Below are 26,453 nucleotides of genomic sequence, written 5' to 3' on the forward strand. Positions count from 1 at the left end.
GAGTTCTTAGGTTGCAATCATTATAGGCCTGCCTGATGCAAAGGTGCTGACCAGAATCAAATTGCGATCAATACCCAAGCGCCCACCGAAGGCCTTGGCAAGAACTAGGATCTGACCCACCACCAGGACGGTAAAAGACGTTGGAGGGGGCGCTGCAGAAACCGGTCATCAATCAGCCAGATGACGCCGCGGTCTTCCGGGGTACGAATCACCCGTCCGGCGGCCTGAGCAATTTTCTGCAATCCCGGAATCAGATAGGTGTAGTCGTAACCGGCGCCAAAGCGCTGCTCGAGTCGGACTTTCAGAATGTCGTGCCAGGCATCGAACGGTGGCAAACCCAGCGTTGCGACAAACGCCCCGATCAACTGATCCCCGGGCAGGTCAATACCCTCACTGAACACCCCGCCCAGAACAGCGAACGCCACACTGCCTTCCGGCGCCCTGAAACCCGCCAGAAAATCCGCTCGCTGTTGAGGTGACATACCCGGTTTCTGGGCCCGCTGGGGGACATCCGGAGCCTGTTTGGCCAGGGCCTCGCTGACCTGCCGGGCGTATTTGAAACTGCTGAAAAATGCCAGGTAGTGCCCGGGTCTCTCCCGGAACTGGCGGGCGATCAGATCGGCAATCGGCTGAAGTGACCCGTCCCGATGGGCCTGGCGGGTGCTGATGCCTGGTGTGAAGTGCACCTGCAGCTGATCGGCACTGAAAGGGCTGGGCAGAGAGGTAAAGCGGGCATCTTCGGGCAGGCCCAGAAGATCCCGGTAATAGACACCGGGGCTAAGGGTGGCGGAGAACAGCAGCACCGAATGAGCTGCCTCAAAACGCTCCCGCAGGAAGTCTGCCGGTATCAGGTTCTGAATGGTCAGACTGGCCCGGCCCCGACCGGCGCGCTGGAATTCACACAGGGAATGATCACCGAAGGTGTCCGCCAGCTTCATGAACGCGACGCTTTCGAACAACAGTTCCTGAAGGGCCAGATCCGGCGGATGGTCGGCCAGATAATCGGTAAGGTTGGAAACCAGTGCCTGCAGGGCACCAAGCAGCTGGGTCGGCAGGGTCTCGAGAAACTCCGGGCTTTCAGGATCAGCCTGGTGATCCCGGATCAGGCTCTGCCAGGCCCGGGCGGTACGCTCGATGGGCGACTTCAGCGGTTTCGGCGCGGTTTTCTTAATCCGCAGCAATCGCTGCTGATCCAGCCGGACGGAATACATGCCACGACCACGGTCCACCAGGTTATGGGCTTCGTCCACCAGCACGCTGGCCTTCCAGTTGTTCTGGCGAATCAGACCGTGGAGCAGGGCGGATTGATCAAACAGACGGTTCACGTCACCAATCACCAAATCGGCCCACCGGGCCATTTCCTGGGCCAGAAAATACGGGCAAATGTCGTGACCGGCTGCGATCGTCGCCAAAGTGGGCTGGTCCAATGTACCCCGGGTTTGAGCCGCTTCGGCCCGCGCGTCCGGCAGCCGGTCGAAGAAGCCTTTGGCCAGCGGACAGGAATCGCCATGGCAGGCTTTGTCCGGATGCTCGCAAGCATCGTCCTTCGACACCAGCTCCAGGGTTCTCAGGGGCCAGTTCGGGGCAGCCTGGGCCGATCGAAGTCGCGCCACCGCATCCATGGCAAGCTGGCGGGCTGTGTTGCGGCAGGTAAGGTAGAACAACCGGTCCTGCCCGGCTGAGGGCATTGCCATTAACGCCGGGAACAGGGTGCCGAGGGTTTTGCCCAGACCCGTCGGTGCTTCCAGGAGCAGGGTGCCGGACTTCACCCCGTTCTTGTACACCGTTTCCGCCAGCTGCCGCTGCCTTGGACGGAACTCGGGGAAGGGAAATTTCAGCCCGGCAAGCAAGGCATTACGCTGGTCCCTATGGTGCGCTTCCTGTTCGGCCCAGGCTTTGTAGTGGCCACACAGGATTTCCAGTTCCTGCCAGAGCTCCTGGGCACTGGCAGTCTCCACCACCGGTGTTTCCTTGTCCCTGGCGGTGTCGTAATAGATCAGCGCCAGTTCCACTTTTTTCCGCTTTTCCTGACGGCACAGGAGTGCACCGTAGGCCCGCAGCTGGGCACGATGGAGCGCCCGCTGATGCTCACGGATTCGGGACAGGTCACCTCGATGGGTCTTGATTTCTTCCAGCCGGCCCCGGTGCGGATTGTAGATATCCGCTCGCCCGGAAAGCAACAACCCCAGACATTCACCGGTCAGTGAATACTCACTTTTATAACCGTAACCGCGCCGGGACTGGATGGCCTGATGACCAGCAATACCCTCCTCGGCACTGGGCGCCGGGGTATAGCGGAAGTCCAGATCGCCCGCACGGGCAGCAAACTCGCAGAGAGTCCGGACGGCAACCTTCACCGTCATTCCCTTACCTCGTTGTCCTGCCAGCGCACATAGCAGACGCTGGCGGGGATGCCTTCACCGGCAAAAAACTCAAGCCAACGGATCTGGTGATCCTGCAGGCGGTCACCCGGGCCCTTCACTTCAATCATTTCATAGCGTTTTGCAGGCTCAGTGTTACCGGGAATAAATCGGATCAGATCGGGGAAGCCGCTGCGGTGCTCCCGAATATTCAACAGCAGCCGACGGAACAGGCATTCAAGATCCTCTGGCGGAAGACAGTCCAGCGCCAGAGCCAACAGTTCATCGGTGATTACCGACCAGATCACAAAGGGATTGGTGATTCCCTGTTTGGCCCGGTAGTTTTCCATAATCCGTTCCCGGTAGGAGCCATCCGCCAGCATGGCAAAACACCGGTCGAACAGCGTCTGGCGACGGACCACAAAATCCTCCCGGGTCAGGTCCGCCGGGCCCACGTGGAAAGGGTGAAAGAACGCCCCCGGTACCGGTGCAAAAATGGTCTGCCAGCAAAGCAGACCAAACAGTCCGTTGATCAGGGTGTTTTCCACATAAAAGACAGGGGCTTCCCTCTGCCAAAGGTGCTCCAGCACCGCGAACTCAACGGATCCCGTCGCGGGTTTCGGCAGGCTCAGAGTGATATCCCGGATTGGGGGCTGCTCCGGTGGTGGTGGGGGTGTCTCACCAAGCCTGCTCGCAAGCCGTTTCAGAATCCGCGCCAGGCCCTGGGCTTCCGAGTCGCTCAACTGCTGTTGCTGCCAGCGGATCGCAATGGCCCAGGCTTCCCGGTGACGTTTCATCCGCTCCAGCAACCGGAGTTGCTTCAGCCGTGCTTCCCGGTGGCCACTGCTGGCGAGAACCTGCAAGGCCAGCTCCCGCTCGCCCTGACGCTCTGCCTGGCGCCCCAGTTCCAGCAACAACCGGTCCCGTCGGCTGGTCAGCCAGGCGTTATCCGACGGCCCTGGCACATCGGGCCAGACCTCCCGGGCAGATACGCCCTCATCCAACCGCTCCCGGCACTGGTGCATGGCCAGGTACAGATCGACCTCCGATCGGTACTGAAACGCCCTGGATTCCGGGGTAAAGGTCACCGGCTCATACTGCTGATGGCCCAGCTCCACCAACACGAAATCGGACCAGCTCTGGCGAAGATTTCCGAAAAACATCAGGCGCACACGGTCGAACAGGGGCATGGCTGCCAGCCTGACAACGGGCTTTGCGTGCTGACCCAGCCAGTCGGCAACCCTGACCGGATCCGGAAACCGTGCAAGCAGCGTGTCACGCATCTGGCCCTTGGGCAGGTTAACAGGCTCTCCGGCTGCTTTTAACAAGGGCGCAAAAGCCGGACGCAATTCTGCCAGGGTGAAAAGCCGAAACAGCTCATCCATGCTGAGCACAGGCTCGGTGTCCAGCCAGGCTGCCCCGGTCAGCTCCACCAGGGCACGGTCCTCCGGCACGCCAAGCTCCGGGTAGTTCAGTTTGTCAGGCCGGAAAAGATCGCCCGAGCGCATCACCATCCGGGTCAGCAGTGCCCGGGCCGGAAGGGAAAGGTTCTGAAAGCCGGCCAGTCGATCCCGCTCCTCCACTGTCAGCAAATCTGCGTGATGGCTCAGCACCCAGCCAAGGACGGTTTCCATGTTTTCGAGGTAGTACAGCGGATTGTTGAGATCTGCGGTACCCGGTTGTTTGCTCAGTGGCTTCACCGATGACATGGCCTGGTTGGTATTCCTCAAAGACAGTTCGGAGTATGACGCTATCACGTTGAGCCGCAGAGGTTACATCACCGGCCGCTCGCTGCCACTCGACGGCGGCCGGCATCTGGCCTGATCGCATCAGATGCCCACTTCAGCCGGCTGCAGGCGCACGCCGGCAACCTTCCAGACACCTTCGGTAAGCACCATCCGGTAGTAGGCGTCCCAACGTTTGCCTTCTGGCCCCTGTAGCCGCACCGCCTGAATCTCAAAGGCGCCATGGGGCACTCGCTCGGTAAACTCTATGGCTGTTGCACTGTGCACAGCCGGGTAGGCCTCGCGAACCATATCAATGAAAACCTGGGACGACCCGAAACGGCGCTTGATGCCTTCGGAGGCGAAGGACCAGGCCTGTTCCTGATCATTGTTGGCAAAGGCTTCAATCTGACGAAGAATCGTATCCCGAATGTCCGCATCCTTGTCGCTGGCCAGCAACCGGGAGGACCCGATAATGGCAAACCCCATAACAGCCAGCAGGACGGGAATCAGCCATTTTCCGATAATCGCATTTTGGTGACTCATGACGGCACCTCTCTGTTGTTCATATTTTATCCGATACGGGTGGAGCTGGCACCCGGATCCTTCATGCCGTGAGAGAATCTCCTGGGGCAACACCATCCTCATGGCCTGCAGGCCGTGGCTCTCACTCAAGGGCTTTAAAACAAATCAATTCTGCTCATTAAATGACCTGTTTGGATGAGCGATGCGTATTCCTGTTTACGCCAATAAACGTACAGGAGACTTCCAATGCATATGGATACCGGTGAACTCAGGCATCACAAACACGACACCATCTCCCTGCTGGAGATCGTCTCAATGGAAGGGCGCTACTATATGGCTCGGTTCTATCTGGAGGGCCAGGGTTACGTGCTGACCGATCCTTATGACAAACCGGTGATGTTTTCCGGTGCCAGCGCAGCGCGGGACTATTTCAATGATTACCCGGTTGACCGCACTGAAGTGATTCCGCCGGCTGGAACCGATGAAATGATCGGCATGCCCGACAGCAGTTCCGAAACCATGCGGGTCCCCCTTTAGGGCCCGCTGCATTAGACCGTCCCATCCCACCTTCCTGTCGGGTCATTCACGACACTTCTTGTCGCTTGCGCTCTTTATGATTTTCGGCGTTCAGACGTCTCAGGCTGTCCGCATCTGTGGTCACATGCGGTAACCTGTGGCAACCGGATTGAATTGCGCACCCGACAAGGAACCCAATGACCGACTCGTCCACCATCGAACCCGGCTTCCACGCCATCCATGCCAACCATCTGGAAGACCTTCGTCGGGCCGTTGTCTACATTTGCCGGCACAACCCGATGCCCCCCCTGCAGAGTGAAACCTTCCTGGTGCAGAGTAACGGCATTGCCCAGTGGCTGAAGCTGGCACTGGCAGAAAAGCGCACCGAGGATGGCGTGGAGGGCGGCCTGGGCATTGCGGCCGGTATGGATTTTCTGTTCCCGGCCCGGTTTATCTGGCAGGCCTATCGGGCCGTGCTTCCGGACGGAGAAGTGCCCGAGCAGTCGCCTTTCGACAAGCGTCGGCTGGTGTGGCGGCTGTACCGGTTACTACCCAGGCTGGTGGGGCAGGACGACGCATTCACGCCTTTGGCGCGGTTCCTCCAGGGGAATGATCCGGATTTGCGCAATTTTCAGCTGGCCGAAAAAGTGGCGGATCTGTTCGACCAGTACCAGGTGTTCCGCGCCGACTGGCTGGCTGCCTGGGAGCAGGGCAAGGACGTGATTATTACCGCCCGGGCTGAAGAAAAACCGCTGGATCCGGAAACCCGTTGGCAATCGCTGCTGTGGCGAAAACTGGTTGAGGATGTAGGGGCTGAAGCCCATACCAGCCGCTCGCAGATCCATACCCGGTTCATGGACCAGGGCCAGCGTATCCAGGCGCCCGCCAATCCGGCCCGGTTACCGGAGCGCATTGTGGTATTCGGCGTTTCATCACTACCCCGGCAGGCGCTGGAGGCTCTGTATGTACTGAGCCGGTTCAGCCAGGTGGTGCTGTGTGTTCACAACCCCTGCCAGTTTTACTGGGCCGACATCATCAGCGACCGGGAACTGCTCACGGCCGAGCGGAAACGAGGCAAGACCCATCCGGCACTGTCAGCCATCGACGATCCGGACCAGCTGCACCAGCATGCCAACCCGCTGCTGGCCGCCTGGGGAAAGCAGGGCCGGGACTATATCCGGCTGCTGGACGAATTCGATAATCCCGAGGAATACCGGGGCAGCTTCCAGACCCCGGACCGCAAGATCGACATCTTCTCGAACCACGGCAACGATGACTCACCGCGCCTGCTGCACCAGTTGCAGGACGATATCCACAACCTGACCCCATTACAGGAGATCCGTGAGCAACAGCGCCAGCTGGATCTGCTGGAGGACCATTCCCTGGCATTCCACGATGCCCACAGCCCCCAGCGAGAAGTAGAGATACTGCACGACCAGTTGCTGGCGGCGTTCAACACCGACCCGTCTCTGCGCCCCAGGGATGTGATTGTGATGGTACCGGACATCAACGTATACGCACCGCATATCCAGGCGGTGTTCGGCCGTTATCAGCCCGGCCGCAAACGCCACATTCCCTTCACCATTTCCGATCAGGGCCAGCGCCACCACGAACCCGTGTTGATCGCCCTGGAAACTCTGATGTCCCTGCCCCGCAGTCGTTTCGCGGTGAGCGAGATAATCAGTCTGCTGGAAGTCCCTGGTATCAGGGAGCGCTTCGGTGTCACTGAGGACGACATTCCCCTGGCACGGCGCTGGGTGCAGGGTGCAAATATACGCTGGGGCTTGCATGGCCGGCACCGGGAAAGCCTGGATCTGCCAGCGGAACTGGAACGCAACACCTGGCAATCCGGCCTGCGCGCCATGCTGCTGGGTTATGGAATGGGTGAGGATGAGCCCTGGTGCGGAGTTGAACCCTATGGCGAGATCGGCGGGCTGCAGGCAAGCCTGGCTGGCCGTCTGAACGACTTTGTCCGCCAGCTGGAAACCCTGTGGCTGGCACTGCAGACCAGCCGTACTCCTGAAGACTGGGAAACCCTGTTTTCCGGTATGCTCGAGCAGTTTTTCCATCAGGTTACCGGCAATGATCTGCTGCTGCTCAACCGGTTCCGCCGCCAGTTGGAGCAGTGGCTGGAGGACGCCCTGGCCGCCGGCCTTGGGGATCAGGAGCTACCCCTGAATATTGTCAAAGACGTGCTGCTGGACGGGCTTGACGAAGGTGGCCTGAACCAGCGTTTCCTGGCCGGCAAGGTAAATTTCGCCACCCTGATGCCCATGCGGGCCATTCCCTTTCGCCATGTCTGCCTGCTGGGCATGAACGACGGCGACTACCCCCGCTCCCGGCCGCCGGTGGATTTCGACCTGATGGCCCAGGAGTACCGACCGGGGGACCGTTCGCGCCGGGAAGACGACCGCTACCTGTTCCTGGAAGCCCTGTTATCAGCCCGGGAACAGCTGTACATAAGCTGGGTTGGCAGAAGCATCAAGGACGATTCCGAACGACCACCATCGGTGCTGGTGGGGCAGCTGCAGGATCACCTGGACAACCTCTGGCAGGTGTCGGGCGATTCGGCCGCCAGGGTCACCCGGGCGCTGACCACCCAGCACCCGTTGCAGCCTTTCAGCCGGGCTTATTTTCCGACAACCAACGGGCTGGAAGAGAGCGAAAACAGTACCCCCCGGCCACTGAAAGAAATCCGGCAGGCCCGCAACCTGTTCACCTATGAGCGGGAGTGGCGCAGTGCCCATGGCGTTGCGGCCGAAGAACAGACTCCGGTTGCGCTCCCGTATCAGGTACCGGAAGAACCCATCAGCCTGAGCGATCTGGCCGGCTTCCTGAAAAAGCCCATCGACACCTTTTACCAGCGCCGCCTGCAGGTGCGCTTTGACGATGTCGAAGACGACGATACCGACAACGAGAATTTCGACCTGGACGGTCTGGACCGCTGGCGCCTGGATAACGAGCTGATTCAGGACGCTGTGCTCAAGGCCGACAGTGAAGACAAACTTGAAGAGCGGCTGCAGGGGGCACTGGACCGGATGGCTCGCCGGGGCGATCTGGGCATGGGCGTGACCGAACACCGGCTGCGTTCGGAGCTGGCCGGGCGCTTGCCGGATCTGTTCCAGCGATACCGGGATGCCCTGGCCGAATGGCCAGAGGTGATAGCCGAGCCACTGGCCTTCGATTACCGGTTCGAAAATACCCTGGGTTGGGTGGAGGTAGCAGACCTGATCGACAACATGCGCTGCAATCCAGGGGGCGAACTATGCCGGTTGGTGGTGGCCAGCTCAAGCCTGTTAAGCAGTGCCGGTAATGGTAAGAAAATCCGCTACGCAAACCTGTTGCGTGACTGGGTGATTCATCTCGCCGGCCAACTCACCGGCCAGCCTTTTGAAACACGGATATTGGGCAAGGAGGAGCGCAAAACCGTCCGGTTCGCACCGCTGGCACCCGAGCAGGCCAGGCCACTTTTTGAGGCAAGCCTCAACCGCTGGATAGAGGCAACAACCCGGGCCCTGCCTGTTCACTGTGAGGCGGGCTTTGCCTGGATCACCAGTTTCTACGGCAGCAAGAAATACCTGGGCGACCATGAACGGGCCATTGCAGAGGCAGAGCAAACCTACAGTTCAGCCCTGGAAAGGGACACCGGCTACCTGAGGGGTGCCTTTGAAACTCCGGAGCAACTGATGGCCAGCGGCGAGTTCGAAGCCCTGTTACATCAGCTCTATGTGCCTTTGTGGGAAGCTGAGCAGGGTAAATCGGCGGCGGACCAGATCGGGAGTATGCAATGAGCGATCCGATGAACAACCTCAACCCAAACCTGGACCCGCTGGCGCTTGCCCTGAACGGCAGCGCGCTGATCGAAGCCAGCGCCGGAACCGGCAAGACCTTCACCATCGCCATTCTTTACGTGCGCCTGGTGCTTGGCCACGGCCAACCGTCAGACAGCCCACTGCAGAACCTGCTGCCACCCAACCTGCTGGTCGTCACATTCACCGAGGCTGCCACCAAAGAACTCCGGGACCGCATCCGCACCCGGCTGACCCAGGCCGCAGAGGTGTTTTCCGATGGCCCGGATGAGCCCGACCCGCCCGCGGAAACAGCACTGATCTACCAACTGCGAAACCAGAGCTACCCGGATCCGGCCAGCTGGCCGGAATGCCGCAAGAAACTGCTGCTGGCCGCCGAGTGGATGGATGAGGCGGCGGTGTCTACCATCCACAGTTTCTGCAACCGCATGCTCAGCGAGCACGCCTTCGACAGCGGCAGCCTGTTCAAGCTCACCCTGGAGACCGACCAGAGTGAATTACTGGATGAGGTTACCCGGGATTACTGGCGTACGTTCGTCTATCCGCTGCCCACAGCGCTCATGGACGAAGCCCTCAGCCATTGGAAAACACCGGACAACCTGCGCCAGGCCATACGCAACCTGATTGATGATCCTCAAAGCCTGGGCTCACCACCGGACAGCGTCTGCCAGGCCATCGATCAGGTGGTCAGTCAGCGCCTGGAACAGTCGCAGGCCCTGAAGGCTCATCCCTGGAGCCAGTGGCGCGGAGAAGTCATTGATCTGCTGAACGAACTCAACAAGAGCAAACGACTCCATGGCGGTAGCAAGAACGCCATGGTCAAGGTCTGGGACCTTCTGATCCCGTGGGCCGAATCCGACGAACTGTTACCGGAAAAGATCGACAGTGCCGCCGGTTTCAAGAACCAGACGCCCGAGGGGCTCGACAACATTCTCAAAGGCGATGAGTCCGCCCCGCATCATCCTGCCTTCGACGCAATCGAAACGCTGCTGGCGTTCAGCCAGAACCCGCCCAGCGCCAGGTCCGACATCCTGCGCCATGCCAGTCACTGGATCGCCGACAGACTGGAATCGGAAAAACAGCAACGTTCCGAGATGGGTTTTGATGACCTGCTCACCCGACTGGACGAGGCCTTGCACGGCCCCCGGGGCGATCAGTTGGCCGCCACCATCCGCCGGCAGTTCCCGGTGGCCCTGATCGACGAATTCCAGGATACCGACCCGGTCCAGTACCGCATCTTCGACCGCATCTATAAGGTCGGGGGCGGAGATACCGGCACCTGCCTGCTGATGATCGGGGATCCCAAGCAGGCCATTTACGGCTTCCGGGGCGCGGACATCTACACCTATCTGCAGGCCAGAGAGGGTGTGAGAGAACGAACCTTCACACTCGGTAAAAATTTCCGCTCCGCCCAACCCATGGTGGCTGCGGTGAACCGGGTATTCGAATACAGCGACCAGTGCAGTCGGGATGGCGCTTTCCTGTTTGGCAAGGGCGACACCTCACCACTGCCTTTCCAGGGCGTGGACTCCAACGGCACCAAACGATTGTGGTCGGTGAACGGCGACGTTCAGCCCAGCCTGGTGTTCTGGGCCCACGAATCCGGTGAAGAAGACAAAAACGGCAACGCCAGGGGCCTCGCCAAGGGTGCTGCCACCGCCGACGTGGCGGAAACCTGCGCCAGCGAGATCGCCCGGTTGCTGACCCTGGGGCAGGCCGGGGTGGCCGGCTTCGCCCTGCCGGAGAGCCCGGCGAACCCGGAGCCACTCGCCCCGCAAGATATCGCGGTATTGGTGAATAATCGGAACGAGGCCAGCGCAGTACGGGACGCCCTGGGTCGCCGACGCATCAAGAGTGTCTATCTGTCCGACCGGGACTCGGTACTGACATCCCGGGAAGCGAAGGAAATGCTGTGCTGGCTGAGGGCCTTCGCCGAGCCCAGGCAGTTGGCGTATATCCGGGCGGCCCTGGCCACACCCACACTGGGACAATCCTGGCAGGCCATGAATGAACTGCTCACCGACGAACTGGTACTGGAGCAGGAGATTGACCGTTTTATCGGATATCACCAGCAGTGGCAGAAGCAGGGTGTTCTGCCCGTACTGCGCAGTTTCCTGATGGACTTCGAGGTTCCGGGCCGTTTGCTGCAACGGCCAGATGGTGAGCGGCGACTGACCGATATCCTGCATATCGCAGAGCTGCTCCAGCAGGACAGCCTGCAACTGGACGGTGAACACGCCCTGGTGCACCACTACACCCAGATTCTGCGGGCAGCTGACGAGGAAGACGAACACCGTACCCTGCGGCTCGAAAGCGATGCCGGACTGGTGAAGGTGATTACGGTTCACAAGTCCAAGGGGCTGGAGTATCCGCTGGTGTTCCTGCCGTTTGGCACCGCCTTCAGAGCCCAGAGTGAAAAACAGGTCTTCGTTCGCTATCACGATGACCTGGGACGACTGATCACCGTTTTCGATCCCGCCCCGGAAGATGTTGCCAAAGCAGACCGGGAACGCCTGGGTGAGGATATCCGTAAGCTCTACGTAGCCCTGACCCGGGCCCGGTTCGCTACATGGGTGGGCGCGGCCGCCCTCGATAACTGGCAGCAAAGTGGTCTGGGCTATCTGATTGCCGGGGAAGAACAGAGCGGCATGACCCAATGCCTGGACCGGCTGGCGGAGGGCCGGCCGGAAATCGCAGTTAGCCCGCTGCCGGAACCGGACGATCAACACTACACCGAACAGGCACCCGAGGCCCTCGGACCGGCCCTGAACTCTGCCCGCGAGGCAAAGGAAGACTGGTGGATTGCCAGTTACTCCTCCATTGAATACACCGGCATGGCCGGCACCGGGATTGCGTTTACCGGAGAAGTGGAGGACGCCCAGACCCAGAACCTGCTGGAAGAGAGCGGCCAGGAAGCCGATGAAGAAACCGCACCCATGGCGGCTCACCGCAACCACCACAATTTTCCCAAAGGCGCCGGCCCCGGGACCTTCCTGCATGAATTGTTGGAGTGGTGTACTCAGCACGGGTTTCAGCGGGTTCTGGACGATCCGGCCATGCTCCGGGAACAGCTCATCCGCCGGTGCGGAACCCGTGGCTGGAGTGACTGGGTGGAACCACTGGAGCACTGGTTGCTGGCTCTGATCGCCCAACCCCTTCGACTGGATCGCAGCGGTATCGAAAGCGTCAGTCTGGCAAACCTGACATCCCTGCGCCCGGAACTGGAATTCTGGTTTGAAAGCCGCAATGTCAGCATCGGGAAGCTCGACCAGCTGGTGAAACACCATACCCTGAATGGCGCCGATCGGCCCCAGGCTGAGGCATCACGCTTCAACGGAATGGTCAAGGGCTTTATCGATCTGGTCTTCGAACACAACGGGCAGTATTACGTGCTGGATTACAAATCCAATACCCTGGGTGAGGAGGACAGCGCCTACACAGACCAGGCCATGGGCAACGCCATTCTGGATAAACGCTACGATCTGCAATACGTGCTCTACCTGCTGGCACTGCACCGGTTGCTCAAGGCCCGGTTACCGGGTTATGACTACGATCGCCATGTGGGCGGCGCGGTGTATCTGTTCCTGCGGGGCGTTCACTCCAGAAATGGCGGCGTCTTTACCGATAAACCACCAAGAAGCCTGATTGAACAACTGGATGCCCTGTTCGATGGCGAGTCCGTAAACGGAGAGGTAGTCGCATGAGCCGAACCCGCCCTCACACTCAAGCGTCCGACCACCAGATTGACCTGTTTCCGGAGGACACTTCCGATGCAGCCCCATTGCCTGATGCGCACAGCACATCCGCCGATATCTCCGCAGTGCTGACCAGTCTGGACAAAATGGAAGCCCTGCTGCTGCAGTGGCAACAGGCAGAATGGGTTCGCCCCCTCGATGTTGGTTTTGCCCACCTGATACGGGAGCTGTCCGAAGAGCAGGGCGATCGCCCGAACCCACTGGTTCTGTTACTGGCAGCCCTGACTTCCCATCAGGTGGGTCGGGGCCATGTCTGCATCGATCTGGGCAGCCTCCTTGCCGATGCCGGCAACACTCTGTCCCTGCCACCGGAAGAGCTGGTTCACGATACCCTGAGCGATTCCGGAGCAGCCGGGCTGGACCGGTTAAAGCCATCGGACCTGCTGGCCCGGGTCACACTTTCAGATTGCCAAAGCGCTTTGGAAGAGAGTGGAGCAGTATGTAATGGCTCACATACTTCGCCTCTGGTGCTGAACGACAACCGTCTCTACCTGCGCCGACTCTGGCGCTATGAACAACGTATTGCCCAGGGCATCCGCCAACGCCTGGCCATGCCATCGCCCCTGGCAGATCCGGCGTCCGATTCGGCCCGCACCCTGTCCAGCGCGCTCGGCCAGTTATTCCAGTCACCGGAACCGGTGGATTACCAGAAACTCGCCTGCGCACTCGCTGCGCGCAACCGTTTCGCCGTTATCACCGGCGGCCCCGGAACCGGAAAAACCACCACCGTGGTCAATCTGCTGGCCGCCCTGCAGGCGGTAGCCGGGCAGTCTGCCTCACGGGGAGGGCGAAAATACCGCATCCGCCTGGCGGCTCCTACCGGCAAGGCCGCGGCCCGCCTTAACGAATCCATCGGCGGTGCGGTCAGCCGCCTGCCGCTCTCCGGGCTGCCCGGGAAGGTAGCCCTGTCGGATATTCCGACCAAAGTCACCACGCTGCACCGCCTGCTTGGAAGCCGGCCAGATACCCGGACATTCCGCCATAACCGTGACAATCCTTTGCTGGTGGACATCCTGGTGATCGACGAAGCCTCCATGGTGGACGTCGACCTGATGGCGTCTGTATTCGATGCGCTGCCCGCCCACGTCCAGCTGATCCTGCTGGGCGACAAGGACCAGTTGGCCTCAGTTGATGCCGGTGCGGTATTGGGTGAATTGTGTCAGCGGGCGCTGGACGCCCACTACACGGGGGAAACGGCGCAATGGCTGGCCGCCATAACCGGCAGCCATATACCGGAAACCCTTGTGGACCACGAAGGCCAGCCTATGGATCAGGCCGTGGCCATGCTGCGCAAGAGTTACCGGTTCCAGGAAGACAGTGGCATACGGGCGTTCGCGGAAGCCGTGAATACCAATGCGCTCGATAGCGTCATGTTGCGCCAGATCCGGGAAACGGCGTTCGACGATGTCATCCTGCTCAATGGCCAAACTCGAAAACCGGATCCGGAAGACACCCTGGACCTGGTATGCCGCCATGCCATTACCGGCTCACCGGAGGTATTCCGCAATGCCGGACAGGGGCGGGAAGTGAATGGCCATCGCCTTCCGCCACCCGTTGGTTATCGCCACTACCTTCAGCGGATGTGGAATCATGGTCTGAGCGAAACCAGTCCACGGGAACACTGGGATGCGATGGCGATACAGGTACTCGACGCCTTCAACGACTTTCAGGTCCTATGCGCCCTGCGCAAAGGCCCCTGGGGCGTGGAGGGTCTGAACGACCGGATCGCCCGGCAACTGCTGGCTGAAAAACTGATACCACGGGCCGAAGGCTGGTACCCGGGCCGTCCGGTACTGATTACCGGCAACGACTATAATCTGGGCCTGATGAACGGGGATATCGGCATTACCTTCAGTGTTCCCTGGGACAGGACTGACGCCGGCGATCCCAGGTACACCCTGCGCGTTGCCTTCCCCGGTGACGACGGATCGGGCGGTATCCGGTGGATTTCGCCCAGCCGCCTGCAGCAACTGGAAACCGTGTACGCCATGACTGTGCACAAGTCCCAGGGTTCGGAGTTCAACCACACCTGTCTGGTACTGCCGGACCGGCTGAGCCCGGTTCTGACCCGGGAGCTGATCTACACCGGTATAACCCGGGCCAGGAACTGGTTCAGCCTGGTTACCGGCGACGCCAGAATTCTGCAAGAGGCCGTCGGGCAGCAGGTGGTTCGTGCGTCCGGTCTGGCCGGACTGCTCAGGGAAGCTTAGCGCTCCGGAGCCTGCTCCTCATCATTCCGGTGTTGTTGCGCCCAGAGGTGGGCGTAATGGCCACCGGCGGTCAGCAACTCATGGTGACTTCCGCTCTCGATGATACGGCCGGCATCCATCACCAGGATGGTATTGGCGTCGCGGATGGTAGAAAGCCGATGGGCGATCACCAGGGTTGTCCGCCGCTGGCTCACTTCCTTCAAGGCACCAAGAATTGCCTGTTCGGACAAGGAATCCAGGGATGAGGTGGCTTCATCCAGAATCAGCAGCGGCGGATTTTTCAGGATCACACGGGCAATGGCCACCCGCTGTTTCTCACCACCGGAAAGCTTCAGGCCTCGTTCGCCTACTCTGGTTTGATAGCCATCAGGCAGGCTGTGGATAAAGTCTTCGAGATTGGCCAGCCGGGCAGCCCGATATACTTCATCCTCGGTGGCGGCGGGTCGGCCATAGGCCAGGTTCCGATAGAGGGTATCGTTGAACAGCACCGTATCCTGGGGCACCACGCCAATCACCGATCGCAGGCTGTCCTGGGTAACCTGCCGGATATCCTGGCCATCAATCCGGATGGCGCCCTGGTCAACATCGTAAAACCGAAACAACACGCGGGCGAGGGTCGACTTACCAGCGCCACTGGCACCCACAACGGCAACCTTGTGACCGGCCGGGATGGAAAAACTCACATCCTGGAGAATCGGGCGATCCGGACGATAGGCAAAGTGGATATGGTCAAACTGCACCTCGCCTTTATCCACAGCCAGTTCCGTTGCATCCTGCGTATCCTGGATGGCCGGACTGTCCCCGAGCAGCCTGAACAGTCGCTCGACGTTCACCAGGGCCTGGCGGATTTCCCGGTAAACAAAACCCAGAGCGTTCAGGGGAATGAACAGCTGAAGCAGGTAAGCGTTGATCATGGTGAAATCACCCAGAGTGATTTCACCAGATGCCACTTCGCGCACGGCCATGGCCATGATCACAATCATCGCCACACCAATGATCAGCGCCTGCCCCGAGTTCAGGGCCGCCAGGGACAACCGGTTTTTCAAGCGGGCCTGTTCCCAGTCGTCCAGATCCTGGTCGTAGACCTGGGCTTCGTAGCGCTCATTGTTGAAATACTTCACCGTCTCATAGTTAAGAAGACTGTCGACTGCCCGTGAATTGGACTGGTTATCCCGCGCATTGGCCTCCCTTACGAACCGGGTACGCCACTCGGTCACCTTGACGGAAAACACCACGTACACCACCACGGCAACCAGGATCGCCAGCACGTAGCCGACGTTGAAAACCACGAACAGGATTCCGGCCACCAGCAGGATTTCCAGAATGGTGGGCACAATGTTGAACAGGGTGAAGCGCAGCAGGAAACTGATGCCATTGGTGCCCCGCTCAATATCCCGGGCCAGACCTCCGGTTTTCCGATCCAGGTGAAAGGCCAGTTCCCGCTGGTGCAGATGCTCGAATACCCGCAGCGACACCCGCCGCATGGCCCGCTCGGCCACCCGGGCGAACACTGCGTCCCGGAGCTCGTTGAACAGGGTGGCGCCAAAGCGTAATGATCCGTAGGCAACCACCAGAATCACAGGAATCCACAGAAGCATGTCTGCCCCGCGGTTCTGGTCCAGGTAATCGACAATGTATTTCAGGGCAATGGGTGTGGCGACCGTTGCCAGTTTCGCCAGCACCAGCAACGTCAGGGCCAGCGCAACCCGCCCCCGGAATTCAGCCAGATAGGGCCACAGGCCTGAAATTATTTTCCAGTCCGGTTTATGGTCTGCCGGGTAGTCGTTGTCGGCGTAGGCGCGCACAGAGCTTTTCCTTGGGTTTCGGAGCTGTCGAGCACACGGGCTCTTGCTTAGCTGTATGATAAGTCTTGTTCAGAGACAAAACCGTATAGTTACTGGAGTTTACAGTACTCAGCCCGTCAGGAGGCACATCATCAGAACCCGTCACCGCAAAGCCCTGAAACTGGTTATCGAATTTATCAGCCCCTATCGTCGGGCTATCGCCGGTGCGCTGGTGGCGCTGGTTTTCACTGCCGGTATCACACTCGGGTTGGGGCAGGGGTTGCGCATCCTGGTGGATCAGGGACTGGCCACCGAATCGCCCGGGAACCTGGCCAGAGCCATTGGCCTGTTTTTCGTCCTGGTGCTGGGCCTGGCGTTTGGATCCTTTGCCCGGTTCTATCTGGTGTCCTGGATTGGCGAACGGGTGGTGGCCGATATTCGCAAGAAAGTATTCAACCATCTGATTGATCTTCATCCCGGCTTCTTCGAACAGAATCGAGCCCTGGAGATCCAGTCCCGGTTTACCGCCGATACCACCGTATTGCAGTCGGTGATTGGTTCGACCGTTTCGATTGCCCTGCGTAACGCGCTGATGCTGATCGGGGGCTTGCTGCTGTTGTTTATTACCAACGCCAAGCTGGCCAGTATCATTCTTCTGGGTTTTCCATTGGTTATCGCCCCCATCCTGTTTTTCGGCCGACGGGTGCGGGCGCTGTCCCGGCTCAGTCAGGACCGGGTTGCGGATGTGGGCAGCTACGTGGGCGAGAACCTCACCCAGATCAAAACCGTTCAGGCCTTCAACCATCAGCCCCACGACCGCCGGTATTTTTCCGAGGTATCTGAACGGGCCTTCGAGATTGCACGCCAGCGCATTCGTCAGCGCGCCTGGCTGACCACACTGGCCATTTCCCTGGTGATGGGTGCCGTCGGTATTGTTATCTGGATAGGCGGCCTGGACGTCATTCACGGCCGGATCAGTCCCGGTGAACTGGCGGCCTTTGTGTTCTATAGCCTTCTGGTGGGCGTGGCTGCCGGGGCCATCAGTGAAGTCATCGGGGAACTACAGAGAGCCGCAGGCTCTGCCGCACGCCTGTTTGAGCTGCTACAGACCGAACCGGCGTTTCAACGCAAACAGGCGACGGTGAATCTTCCAGAGCCTGTGCAGGGTGCGATCGAGATCGACCATCTGGGCTTCTCGTACCCCGGGCGCTCTGAGCAGCCCGCATTAACGGATCTGACGTTGGCAATAAAGGCTGGCGAGACGCTGGCGCTGGTGGGGCCATCCGGAGCCGGTAAATCAACCCTGTTCGATCTGCTACTGCACTTCTACCAGCCCACCGAAGGCAGAATTCTCATCGACGGGATAGACACCGCCGAACTGCCTCTCGATGCCCTGCGCCGGTGCTTTTCCCTGGTACCTCAGAATCCGGCGCTGTTTCATGGCACGGTGGCAGACAACATCCGGTATGCACAGCCCGATGCCAGTCAGCAGGATGTGGAGCGATCGGCTAAGGTGGCCCATGCTCATGAGTTCATCCTGAGCCTGCCAAAAGGCTATGAAACGCCACTGGGCGATGCCGGTCTGGGTTTGTCCGGCGGCCAGAAGCAACGCCTTGCCATTGCCCGGGCGCTGCTGGCCAACGCCCCGGTTCTGCTACTGGATGAAGCCACCAGCGCTCTGGATGCCGAGAGTGAAAACCTGATCCAGCAGGCAATGCCGGCGCTCACCGCCGGACGGACCACCGTGGTCATTGCCCACCGGCTGGCGACCGTCCGGGACGCAGATCGTATCGCAGTCATGGATCAGGGTCGCTTGCTGGCCGTAGGCAGTCACGATGAACTGATGGAGCACAATCCCCTTTACCAGCGTTTGGCAAAACTGCAGTTCCGGGACCATGCTGTCTGACAACGACAATAGTCGGTTTGTTTCCTGACACCGTACTACTTACACTGGTTAATGAAACTTTCGAACGTGAACACAGGGAGAATGGCAAAGTGAGCAATAAAGAATTGCAGGCACTCAAAGAACGCTACGTTGCAGCGGGCGCGGCAAGTCCCAATGAGCAGTTTGCCGACCATGCAACCAATGCGGAACTGTGGGATGCAGACGGCAAACGCATGATTGATTTTGCCGGCGGCATCGGCGTACTGAACATTGGCCACCGTCACCCCAAGGTGGTGGAGGCCGTCAAGGCACAGCTCGACAAACTGATGCACACCTGCCAGACGGTCATGCCCTATGAGGGCTACGTAAAGCTGGCGCAGAAACTCAGCGAAATTGTGCCGGTAAAAGGGCACGCCAAGGTGATGCTGGCTAACTCCGGCGCGGAAGCCCTTGAAAACGCAATGAAAATCGCCCGGGCCGCTACCGGTAAAACCAACGTGATCTGCTTTGACGGCGGTTATCACGGCCGGACCTTTTATACCATGGCAATGAATGGCAAGGCCGCGCCCTACCAGACCGATTTCGGGCCGATGCCAGGAACTGTCTATCGCGCGCCTTACCCGGTGCCATATCACGGTGTCAGCGAGGACGAAGCCCTTCGTGGTTTGAAAATGACCATGAAAGCAGACTCGCCAGCCAACAATACAGCCGCCATCGTGATTGAACCGGTGCTGGGTGAGGGCGGCTTTTACGCAGCGCCAGCCAGCTTCCTGAAGGAAATCCGCAAAATCTGCGATGAAAACAACATCCTGATGATTGTGGACGAAGTTCAGAGTGGCTTTGGCCGTACTGGCAAGATGTTTGCCATTGAGCACAGCGGTGTTGAGCCGGACATGATGACCATGGCGAAGAGTATGGCCGACGGCATGCCCATCTCCGCCATTGTCGGTACCGACAAGCACATGGATGCATCCGGCCCGAACTCTCTGGGCGGCACCTACACCGGCAGCCCTACCGCCTGTGCCGCAGCGTTGGCGGTTTTCGACGTGTTCAAAGAGGAAGATATCCTGGGCAAATCCCAGGCTCTTGGCGAAAAACTGAAGCAGCGCTTCAGCCAGTGGCAGGAACAGTTCACCCATGTGGACAATGTTCGTAACCTGGGGCCCATGGCCGCCTTTGAACTGGTTGAGAGCAAGGAAAGCCGGACACCGAAGCCGGAACTGGCAGCCGCGGTGACCAAGAAAGCCAAGGAGAAGGGTCTGATTCTCCTGAGCTGTGGTATGTACGGCAACACCCTGCGGTTCCTGATGCCGGTCACCATCGAAGACGATGTACTGGAAGAGGGACTGGCCATTGTCGAAGAGAGCCTCAAGGAAGTCGGGGCTTAACGGTACCATTCGACTAAATAGCCGGGCTCAGAGCCCGGCTATTTCATTCTCCATCCTGCTCTTAGTGCATCAGATTACAAGCCCGAACAAGCGTGGCCATTATCTACAACCAGCTCTGCCCCCGTCATAGCGATGCTTGCGTCTGAGGCAAGCAGGATCAACGCCCCATTCAGATCGTCCAATTCGCAAAAACGGCGACAGGGAATTCGCTTTCTCAGACGCTCGCCCGCTTCGCTGTTCAGAAATGCCTCGTTGATCTCCGTAACCACATAACCCGGTGCAAGTGAATTGACTCTGATGTTATGGCGTGCCAGTTCGAGTGCCATGGATCGGGTCAGGTGCGACAAACCTGCTTTGGCAGCACAGTAAGGACCAACGCCACCCGCCAGTCGACTTGCCAGAATCGAAGTAACATTGACAATACTGCCACCGCCGCCGGATTCCACCATCAGACGAGCGCCTTCCTGAGCAACGATCCAGGCACCCTTGAGATTGGTTTGAACGATTGCGTCCCAGTCGTCATCGGTGTATTCCAGGGCAGACTTGGTATCACTTACTCCGGCGTTATTGACGACAACGTCCAATCCTCCAAAACGTTCATGGATCTGGCCAATACCGTCCACGACAGATCTCCGGTCAGTCACATCCAGAGTGACGGACTGAGCGTCGCCACCTTGCGAGCGAATGTCGTCAACCAAAGCAGACAAACGCTCCTCTCGCCGTGCACCGACAGCAACTCTGGCTCCGGCTTTAGCCAATATCGATGCAAAATGTCGTCCAAGACCACTGGAGGCACCCGTTACTAGAATACGTTTTCCTGTCAGGTCAAAAATGTGTGCTGGATTGGTCATGTTTATGCCTGTCGAATATCTTCCCGTGCGAGTATTTTCTTGGCCAGACTCATGCGATGAACCTCGTTAGGCCCATCATAGATCCGGAATCCACGAGCATCCTTAAAGATGCGCTCTACAATGTTTTCGCCAGAAACCCCCTGGCCACCCAGGATCTGTACACTGCGATCAATCACACGCCAGATGCCCTCGGAGCTGATGACTTTGGCCATGCTGGATTCAACATTACCCCGTCCGCCACTATCCAGTACCCAGGCGCAATGCAGTATGGACAGTCGTATGGTCAGCATGTCCATTTCATTATCCGCCAGCATGAATCCCACGCCCTGATGATCACCAAGGCGTTTGCCGAACGATTGACGATTTCGTGCGTAATGACTCGCTTCGTCATGCGCTCGCTGAGCAGCACCAAGCCAACGCATGCAATGAGTCAGACGCGCGGGAGCCAATCGAACCTGGGCATAACGGAAACCTTTACCAACCTCACCGAGAATGTCCTCTTTCGGTACCCGCAGGTTGTCCAATCGAACAACCCCATGCCCCCCTGTAAAGCAGGAATCCATTGAATCCATCATGCGTTCGACGGTGAAACCGGGTTTATCTGTGTCCGTCAGGAACATGGTGGCATTATCATCTTCGGTTCGAGCCATAATGATGGCAAAGCTCGCGCCAGTAACTCCTGTGATCAACCATTTATGGCCATTGATCACGAAATCGTCGCCGTCTCTTACCGCCGTTGTACTCAGCATGCTGGGATCAGACCCCGTACCGGGTGCCGGCTCTGTCATGGCAAAGCAGGAGCGGGTCCGGCCTTCTGCCAGAGGCCTGAGCCATCGCTCTTTCTGGGCATCAGAAGCAACAAGGTCCATCAAGTGGATGTTACCCTCATCCGGCGCATGGATGTTCATCGCCGTAGGCCCCAACGGGGAGTATCCCGCTTCCTCAAAAACCACTGCCTTGGCCACATGAGATAACCCCTTGCCACCCATTGCGGTAGAAGCATGAAGGGTTAGCAGATCTTTACTCCGCGCCAACGCGACCAGCTCACTACGCAGATCTTCTGTTGGGCCATGAGGCGTCTGCCTCGGGTCATTTTCCATGGGAATGATCTCTTCCCGGATGAACCGACGAACCTGGGTTTGTAGGTTTTTTATATCTTCACTTAGCTCAAAGTTCATACCATTTTCCGACTTCGGGTTGACTGAAAGGAACCGGACTAATCAACGTTCTTCTTTTGCATGGCCGCCATGGAACAGGCAATGCCTTCCATGACCGTTACCCGATCGCCTACTTTCACCGGGTTATAAGCGGTAAAGTTCAGCAGCCTCAGATAGGCCGCACCGACAGTGCCGTCATCACGGTAATCCAGATCAACAATGTTGAGGCACGCAGGGTCCTGCTCCAGGGAAGGAAGCAGCGTTTTATCGCCGTTAAGCAACCAGGACATAAGAATTCTGTTAACAGCGTCGTGGCTGACAATCACTGCATCATGCCAATCCGACTCTCCCAGAAACGCCTGGAACCAACCGATGATGCGCTCGCCAAAAAACTCCCAGCTTTCGCCACGGAGAAATTCAGAGTCTGGAGACAACGCCCATCGATAGGCGTCAGCGACTTCCTGTTCGTAAGCATCATGGGGAATATTGCGCAATCGTCCGGACCTCACTTCCCGCAAGGCGTCCACACTCTCGGACTTCCCGCACCGCGGAGGCTGACTGAGCACCAACGACAGCGTTTCGCAGGCGCGGGGATAATCAGAGCTCACCGCCCGATCCACCTGAATACCGGAAAAAACCTCTCTCAGGGCTGTCACCTGCTCACGCCCTTCAGGAGACAGACTGACCGATCTCGGATCTACGGGCTTGCCGGCATTGTCAAAGTATCGTACATCGCCGTGCCGAATCAGATACAACCGCCGCCGCTTGGGGGTCTCCGGTTTTACCAACACAGTCATTGTCGCTCTCTCCACTTGCGCGCAACTTTGGGGTTATTGATCTCAAGTGCATTGAGCGTGGTCTCAAGCAGAATCCTCTCCAGGCAATGTCGCTGTTCCTCTGACTCGACAAACAAGCCGTCACGGATCGCTCCGGCCACAGAGGCACGCAGATCCGAAAGGTTTTTCCCGGATGAGTCCTCATCGATCACACCAGAGAGAAAATCCTGTTCCAGACGGTCTGTCCGATGCCCGTCACGGGCCTCTCTCGCGGCGATACCCATGGCACTGGCGATCATCCTGATCTCATAATGAAGGTCCTCCGGAACCAGCGGAAACACTCGGCTCATCAGCACGTCTCGTGCTGTCATCAATAGCTCATGGGCATCAGGGTTATTCATTTAGTGACTCCTGTTAACTCAAGGATTTCGAATTCCAGTTCCGGCACCATTCGTCCTGTCAATGCCAGTTCCAGAGACCGCTGCTTGCCGGAGAGATGCCGCTCAGCCTGCTGTACCGCGATAATGGCCCAGCGAACATGTGCCATAAGCTGCCAATAACGAAGTTCTTCGTGTGAAATGGTCCGGGGCAGGATCTCCGAATAGCCCGCCATAAAATCATCCAGCGAACCAATTCCACCTGCGATCCTTGGATTGCTGCCAAAACGCCAGCATTTGGCTGTAAACCAGCCAATGTCCTCCCTCCAGTCTCCCCACCCAGTGAATTCCCAATCCAGGACCCCCGAGATCTGGCCCCGATCGATCATGAAGTTTCCGGTTCGAAAATCCCGATGCAGCAAACAAGTACCCATAGGTTTCGGCTTGTGGCGTTGGAGCCAGTTCAGACCCCATTCGATGACGGGATAACCTCCACCCAGGGCATCCAGGAATTCCAGATACTGATGAATAGAACTCTGGGCCGGATCGGCTTCCGGCGGTGGAATGAACTCAAGGGAACGGTTAGGCGGAGAAATGGAATGTATCAGTGCCAGATTGCGTCCAAGATCCCGGCACAGGCTCGCCCGATCTGGTACGAGTTCGTCTTCTCTGACCAGGCGATGACCAGCTGCGGTTCCTCCAACCGCTTGCATGATAAAGAAGTCCCTGCCCACAACCTCCTGATCCCGACAAAGCCAGAAGGGCTGGGGAACCTTCACGCCAGCCTGATAAACCTCCGCCAGAACAGCGTATTCCTCGGCACGCGTCATGCTCACGTTAACAGCTGAGGGTGAATCGGTTCGCAATACCCAGCGCTGAAGGCCAGCCCAGTCGCCATCAGGAACAGAGACCTCCAGCAACCAGTTTTCCTGAATCGCACCTCCAGATAATTTTTCCATACGCTCGATCTGAACCGTTTGTACACCGGTACAGCTAGCGAGGTAGTGCTCAAGGGTTCTCCTGGAGCCGGCGATGGTTTGCTCTGGAGTCACTGCTGGTTTTGAGATTGCTGACATCTGCTACGGACCCGATCAACATGAGTTTACCGGTAGGTCGCAATATCAGTGCCAGATAATAAAACCTCAGAACACTTTATTTTTTCTATTTAAAAACAATGAGTTAAAAAATTAATTCCGGAAACCGGCGAGTTAATGGTTGCTTTTCATTTCATAATTGAAACAATCGATTTTCACTAATGAGACAAACCGGACGCTTTGGGCGAACACCTATGACCTTATCTACAGAACCAGGCAGACCCCGCATCGTCGTCCTGATAAGCCACCTGAAGTTCAATGGCAAACCAAGTCGCCTCGCAAGAACCCTTGAGGAGATACTGCCCAGATATCATGATCAGGCCGATATTGAGATCGTCGAGTCGACTGTTGCCAACTTGCTTCCAACCGTTCAACAGCTAGAGGAACAGCGTGACATTGACGTGATCGTCTGTTCCGGTGCTTCCGCCGACTTCCTGCGAAAGAAAATCAGCACCTCCGTGCTGTCAATCCGGATGGGAGAATACGATCTGATCAAAGCGCTCAATCTCGCCAAAGACCGCGGAACGAAAGCTGGTATCCTCAGCCATCAGCGCCCCCATGCCGAACTTCGCGAGCTCACCTCACTGCTGACAGTCGAGATTTCTGAAGCTGTCTATACGTCTTTCGAGGATGCCCGCCAGAAAACCCGTGCACTTGTTGACGCGGGGTTTCATGTAATCATCGGTTCTCCTACCGCAGTGGAGCTGGCAGAAGATGCGGGTGCCGTTGGCGTGTCCGCCATCAACGCCGAGGCTGTCCGAAGAACCCTGGATGACGCAGTGGCCATCTGCCGAAGCCGAGAACACGAAAGACAGAAGAACCTTCGCATCAGCGCCGTCCTTAAACACCTGAACGAAGGTGTTATGGCTCTTGATGCAAAAGGGCGCATCCAGTCCGTCAATAATCGCATGGAATATCTCACAGGCGTTGCTGAACGAAAGGCTATTGGTCTCAACGCCCGCGATCTCTTGCCCAACCTTGAAATTGATACTGTCCTCCGACAAGGCGAAGGGGAAGAAAACCAGCTCATCCAGGTGAATGATCGAAAACTGGCTATCAATATCATTCCAATTTTTGAAGCAAACAAGGTGGATGGTCTCATCGTCGCCTGTCAGGAGATCAACGCGATCCAACGAGCAGACCGCCGTATCCGCTCCCAGACCCGACCCAGCCATTTTATTGCCCGCTATGAGTTCAGCGATCTTCTCGGAGACTCCGCTCCATTCCGCCAGGCCGTCCACATGGCGAAACTTTACGCAAAGACCGATTCAACGGTTCTCATAACCGGTGAAAGCGGGACCGGAAAAGAGCTTCTTGCCCAGAGTATCCACAATGCGAGCGACCGACATCAGGCTCCCTTCGTTGCTATCAACTGCGCAGCGTTCCCGGAAGCCTTGCTTGAAAGTGAGCTATTTGGTTACGAAGAGGGTGCTTTCACAGGCTCTCGCAAGGGCGGCAAAGGGGGGCTGTTTGAAGCCGCCCACACCGGTACCATTTTTCTGGACGAAATCGGGGATATGCCGGTGTCTCTGCAAACCCGGCTATTGAGAGTGCTCCAGGAGCGGGAAGTTCTTCGTCTCGGGGCATCAGAACCCACACCCGTCAATATCCGTGTGATCTCGGCAACGCATCAGAATCTGCAGGAACGGGTGCTCGAAGGTCAGTTTCGACAAGATCTCTATTTCCGCCTCAACATTCTTCGTGTGGAAGCCCCCAGCCTCAGGGACCGTATTTCCGATTTACCGTTACTGGCCCAGTCGATGGTCGATCGCCTGGCACAAAATGCGCCCCACAAACACGTCATGACTACCCGGCTTATTGATCACTTGATGCCGCAACTCATGAGCCACCCATGGCAGGGAAATATCCGGGAGCTGGAGAATATTGTCGAACGGGCTTTCCTGTCGGCAGAGTTCATGAACGACTCCCACGCCGACACCCCGCCTATCGAAAAACTTTTCCCCGAGCTGAATCCGGCAACTGCATCGAGCCCAGATCATCAAGATATAACCGGAACCGCCAGTCTTCAGGCCATCAGTAAAGCGTCTGAACTGACCCACATCCGGCAGACTCTGGATTCCTTCAACGGTGACATGTCGAGGACAGCAAAACACCTTGGCATCAGCCGTTCAACCCTTTGGCGAAAGCTGCGTAAAACCTCCTGACTCCCTCGAAAAATGAAACAGAGCTGAAACATTTTTTTCAGCTCTTGTTTCAGATATGAAACACCCTCCACTCGGCG

The 26,453-nt window shown here is 58.2% G+C and carries 16 protein-coding genes; 7 read left to right on the top strand and 9 right to left on the bottom strand.

From position 1 onward, the window contains the following. Nucleotides 1–104: 104 nt before the first annotated feature. From KO499_RS03775 to KO499_RS03785, 3 genes are all read right to left on the bottom strand, one after another. Entirely contained in the window at nucleotides 105–2,363 is a 2,259-nt protein-coding gene (locus KO499_RS03775) for a helicase C-terminal domain-containing protein (RefSeq protein ID WP_228339750.1), read from the bottom strand. Further along, nucleotides 2,360–4,069, bottom strand: a complete 1,710-nt coding sequence (locus KO499_RS03780) for a VRR-NUC domain-containing protein (protein ID WP_215982378.1) — start codon at nucleotides 4,067–4,069, stop codon at nucleotides 2,360–2,362. Before KO499_RS03780 ends, KO499_RS03775 begins: the two co-directional genes overlap by 4 nt. A 120-nt stretch (nucleotides 4,070–4,189) precedes the next feature. Next, entirely contained in the window at nucleotides 4,190–4,630 is a 441-nt protein-coding gene (locus KO499_RS03785; protein ID WP_215982379.1) for a DUF4864 domain-containing protein, read from the bottom strand. A gap of 225 nt (nucleotides 4,631–4,855) precedes the next feature. Here KO499_RS03785 and KO499_RS03790 point away from each other — a divergent pair, with 225 nt between their 5' ends. The 4 genes from KO499_RS03790 to recD all read left to right on the top strand — a co-directional run bounded on the left by KO499_RS03790 (nucleotide 4,856) and on the right by recD (nucleotide 14,899). Further along, complete coding sequence (locus tag KO499_RS03790; RefSeq protein WP_215982380.1) at nucleotides 4,856–5,146, top strand: DUF6482 family protein; 291 nt, start codon at nucleotides 4,856–4,858, stop codon at nucleotides 5,144–5,146. 176 nt (nucleotides 5,147–5,322) lie between these two features. Further along, nucleotides 5,323–8,916, top strand: a complete 3,594-nt coding sequence (recC, locus tag KO499_RS03795; RefSeq protein WP_215982381.1) for an exodeoxyribonuclease V subunit gamma — start codon at nucleotides 5,323–5,325, stop codon at nucleotides 8,914–8,916. Beyond that, the gene (gene recB / locus KO499_RS03800; protein ID WP_215982382.1) at nucleotides 8,913–12,638 is read left to right on the top strand and encodes an exodeoxyribonuclease V subunit beta; all 3,726 of its coding nucleotides are present in this window, start codon (nucleotides 8,913–8,915) and stop codon (nucleotides 12,636–12,638) included. Before recC ends, recB begins: the two co-directional genes overlap by 4 nt. Then, nucleotides 12,635–14,899 carry an exodeoxyribonuclease V subunit alpha gene (gene recD, locus KO499_RS03805; protein WP_215982383.1) on the top strand — a complete coding sequence of 755 codons (2,265 nt, stop codon included), beginning with the start codon at nucleotides 12,635–12,637 and terminating at the stop codon, nucleotides 14,897–14,899. The genes recB and recD overlap by 4 nt, the downstream gene beginning before the upstream one ends. Here the strand turns inward: recD and KO499_RS03810 are convergent. Then, complete coding sequence (locus KO499_RS03810; RefSeq protein WP_215982384.1) at nucleotides 14,896–16,704, bottom strand: ABCB family ABC transporter ATP-binding protein/permease; 1,809 nt, start codon at nucleotides 16,702–16,704, stop codon at nucleotides 14,896–14,898. The two genes, recD and KO499_RS03810, sit on opposite strands and share 4 nt — an antisense overlap. A 154-nt stretch (nucleotides 16,705–16,858) precedes the next feature. Between KO499_RS03810 and KO499_RS03815 the strand changes: the two genes are divergently transcribed. Further along, nucleotides 16,859–18,589, top strand: a complete 1,731-nt coding sequence (locus KO499_RS03815) for an ABC transporter transmembrane domain-containing protein (protein WP_215983375.1) — start codon at nucleotides 16,859–16,861, stop codon at nucleotides 18,587–18,589. Nucleotides 18,590–18,678: 89 nt separating this feature from the next. After that, on the top strand, nucleotides 18,679–19,956 hold the full coding sequence (gene gabT, locus KO499_RS03820; RefSeq protein WP_215982385.1) for a 4-aminobutyrate--2-oxoglutarate transaminase: 1,278 nt from the start codon (nucleotides 18,679–18,681) through the stop codon (nucleotides 19,954–19,956). Between the two features lie 74 nt (nucleotides 19,957–20,030). Here the strand turns inward: gabT and KO499_RS03825 are convergent, their stop codons facing one another. From KO499_RS03825 to KO499_RS03845, 5 genes are read right to left on the bottom strand one after another with little or no spacing between them, the layout of a single operon-like run. After that, nucleotides 20,031–20,807, bottom strand: coding sequence for an SDR family NAD(P)-dependent oxidoreductase (locus tag KO499_RS03825; protein WP_215982386.1), 777 nt, complete (start codon nucleotides 20,805–20,807; stop codon nucleotides 20,031–20,033). A gap of 2 nt (nucleotides 20,808–20,809) precedes the next feature. Further along, nucleotides 20,810–21,985 (bottom strand): acyl-CoA dehydrogenase family protein, encoded by a 1,176-nt coding sequence (locus tag KO499_RS03830; RefSeq protein ID WP_215982387.1) that lies wholly within the window; start codon nucleotides 21,983–21,985, stop codon nucleotides 20,810–20,812. Nucleotides 21,986–22,023: 38 nt separating this feature from the next. After that, entirely contained in the window at nucleotides 22,024–22,761 is a 738-nt protein-coding gene (locus KO499_RS03835; protein ID WP_215982388.1) for a histidine phosphatase family protein, read from the bottom strand. Continuing rightward, the gene (locus KO499_RS03840; RefSeq protein WP_215982389.1) at nucleotides 22,758–23,141 is read right to left on the bottom strand and encodes a DUF6285 domain-containing protein; all 384 of its coding nucleotides are present in this window, start codon (nucleotides 23,139–23,141) and stop codon (nucleotides 22,758–22,760) included. The genes KO499_RS03835 and KO499_RS03840 overlap by 4 nt, the downstream gene beginning before the upstream one ends. Next, nucleotides 23,138–24,193, bottom strand: a complete 1,056-nt coding sequence (locus tag KO499_RS03845; RefSeq protein ID WP_215982390.1) for a phosphotransferase family protein — start codon at nucleotides 24,191–24,193, stop codon at nucleotides 23,138–23,140. Before KO499_RS03845 ends, KO499_RS03840 begins: the two co-directional genes overlap by 4 nt. Nucleotides 24,194–24,405: 212 nt before the next feature. Between KO499_RS03845 and prpR the strand changes: the two genes are divergently transcribed. Further along, nucleotides 24,406–26,376 (top strand): propionate catabolism operon regulatory protein PrpR, encoded by a 1,971-nt coding sequence (gene prpR, locus KO499_RS03850; RefSeq protein ID WP_215982391.1) that lies wholly within the window; start codon nucleotides 24,406–24,408, stop codon nucleotides 26,374–26,376. Nucleotides 26,377–26,453 lie beyond the last annotated feature (77 nt).

Source organism: Marinobacter sp. F3R08, from assembly GCF_018860425.1.
Classification (GTDB): Bacteria; Pseudomonadota; Gammaproteobacteria; order Pseudomonadales; family Oleiphilaceae; genus Marinobacter.

Bases quoted from the DNA above. Each gene is read 5' to 3' on its own strand.
- KO499_RS03775 (WP_228339750.1), bottom strand. From the start codon at position 2,363: ATGACGGTGAAGGTTGCCGTCCGGACTCTCTGCGAGTTTGCTGCCCGT.
- KO499_RS03780 (WP_215982378.1), bottom strand. From the start codon at position 4,069: ATGTCATCGGTGAAGCCACTGAGCAAACAACCGGGTACCGCAGATCTC.
- KO499_RS03785 (WP_215982379.1), bottom strand. From the start codon at position 4,630: ATGAGTCACCAAAATGCGATTATCGGAAAATGGCTGATTCCCGTCCTG.
- KO499_RS03790 (WP_215982380.1), top strand. From the start codon at position 4,856: ATGCATATGGATACCGGTGAACTCAGGCATCACAAACACGACACCATC.
- recC (WP_215982381.1), top strand. From the start codon at position 5,323: ATGACCGACTCGTCCACCATCGAACCCGGCTTCCACGCCATCCATGCC.
- recB (WP_215982382.1), top strand. From the start codon at position 8,913: ATGAGCGATCCGATGAACAACCTCAACCCAAACCTGGACCCGCTGGCG.
- recD (WP_215982383.1), top strand. From the start codon at position 12,635: ATGAGCCGAACCCGCCCTCACACTCAAGCGTCCGACCACCAGATTGAC.
- KO499_RS03825 (WP_215982386.1), bottom strand. From the start codon at position 20,807: ATGACCAATCCAGCACACATTTTTGACCTGACAGGAAAACGTATTCTA.
- KO499_RS03830 (WP_215982387.1), bottom strand. From the start codon at position 21,985: ATGAACTTTGAGCTAAGTGAAGATATAAAAAACCTACAAACCCAGGTT.
- KO499_RS03835 (WP_215982388.1), bottom strand. From the start codon at position 22,761: ATGACTGTGTTGGTAAAACCGGAGACCCCCAAGCGGCGGCGGTTGTAT.
- KO499_RS03840 (WP_215982389.1), bottom strand. From the start codon at position 23,141: ATGAATAACCCTGATGCCCATGAGCTATTGATGACAGCACGAGACGTG.
- KO499_RS03845 (WP_215982390.1), bottom strand. From the start codon at position 24,193: ATGTCAGCAATCTCAAAACCAGCAGTGACTCCAGAGCAAACCATCGCC.
- prpR (WP_215982391.1), top strand. From the start codon at position 24,406: ATGACCTTATCTACAGAACCAGGCAGACCCCGCATCGTCGTCCTGATA.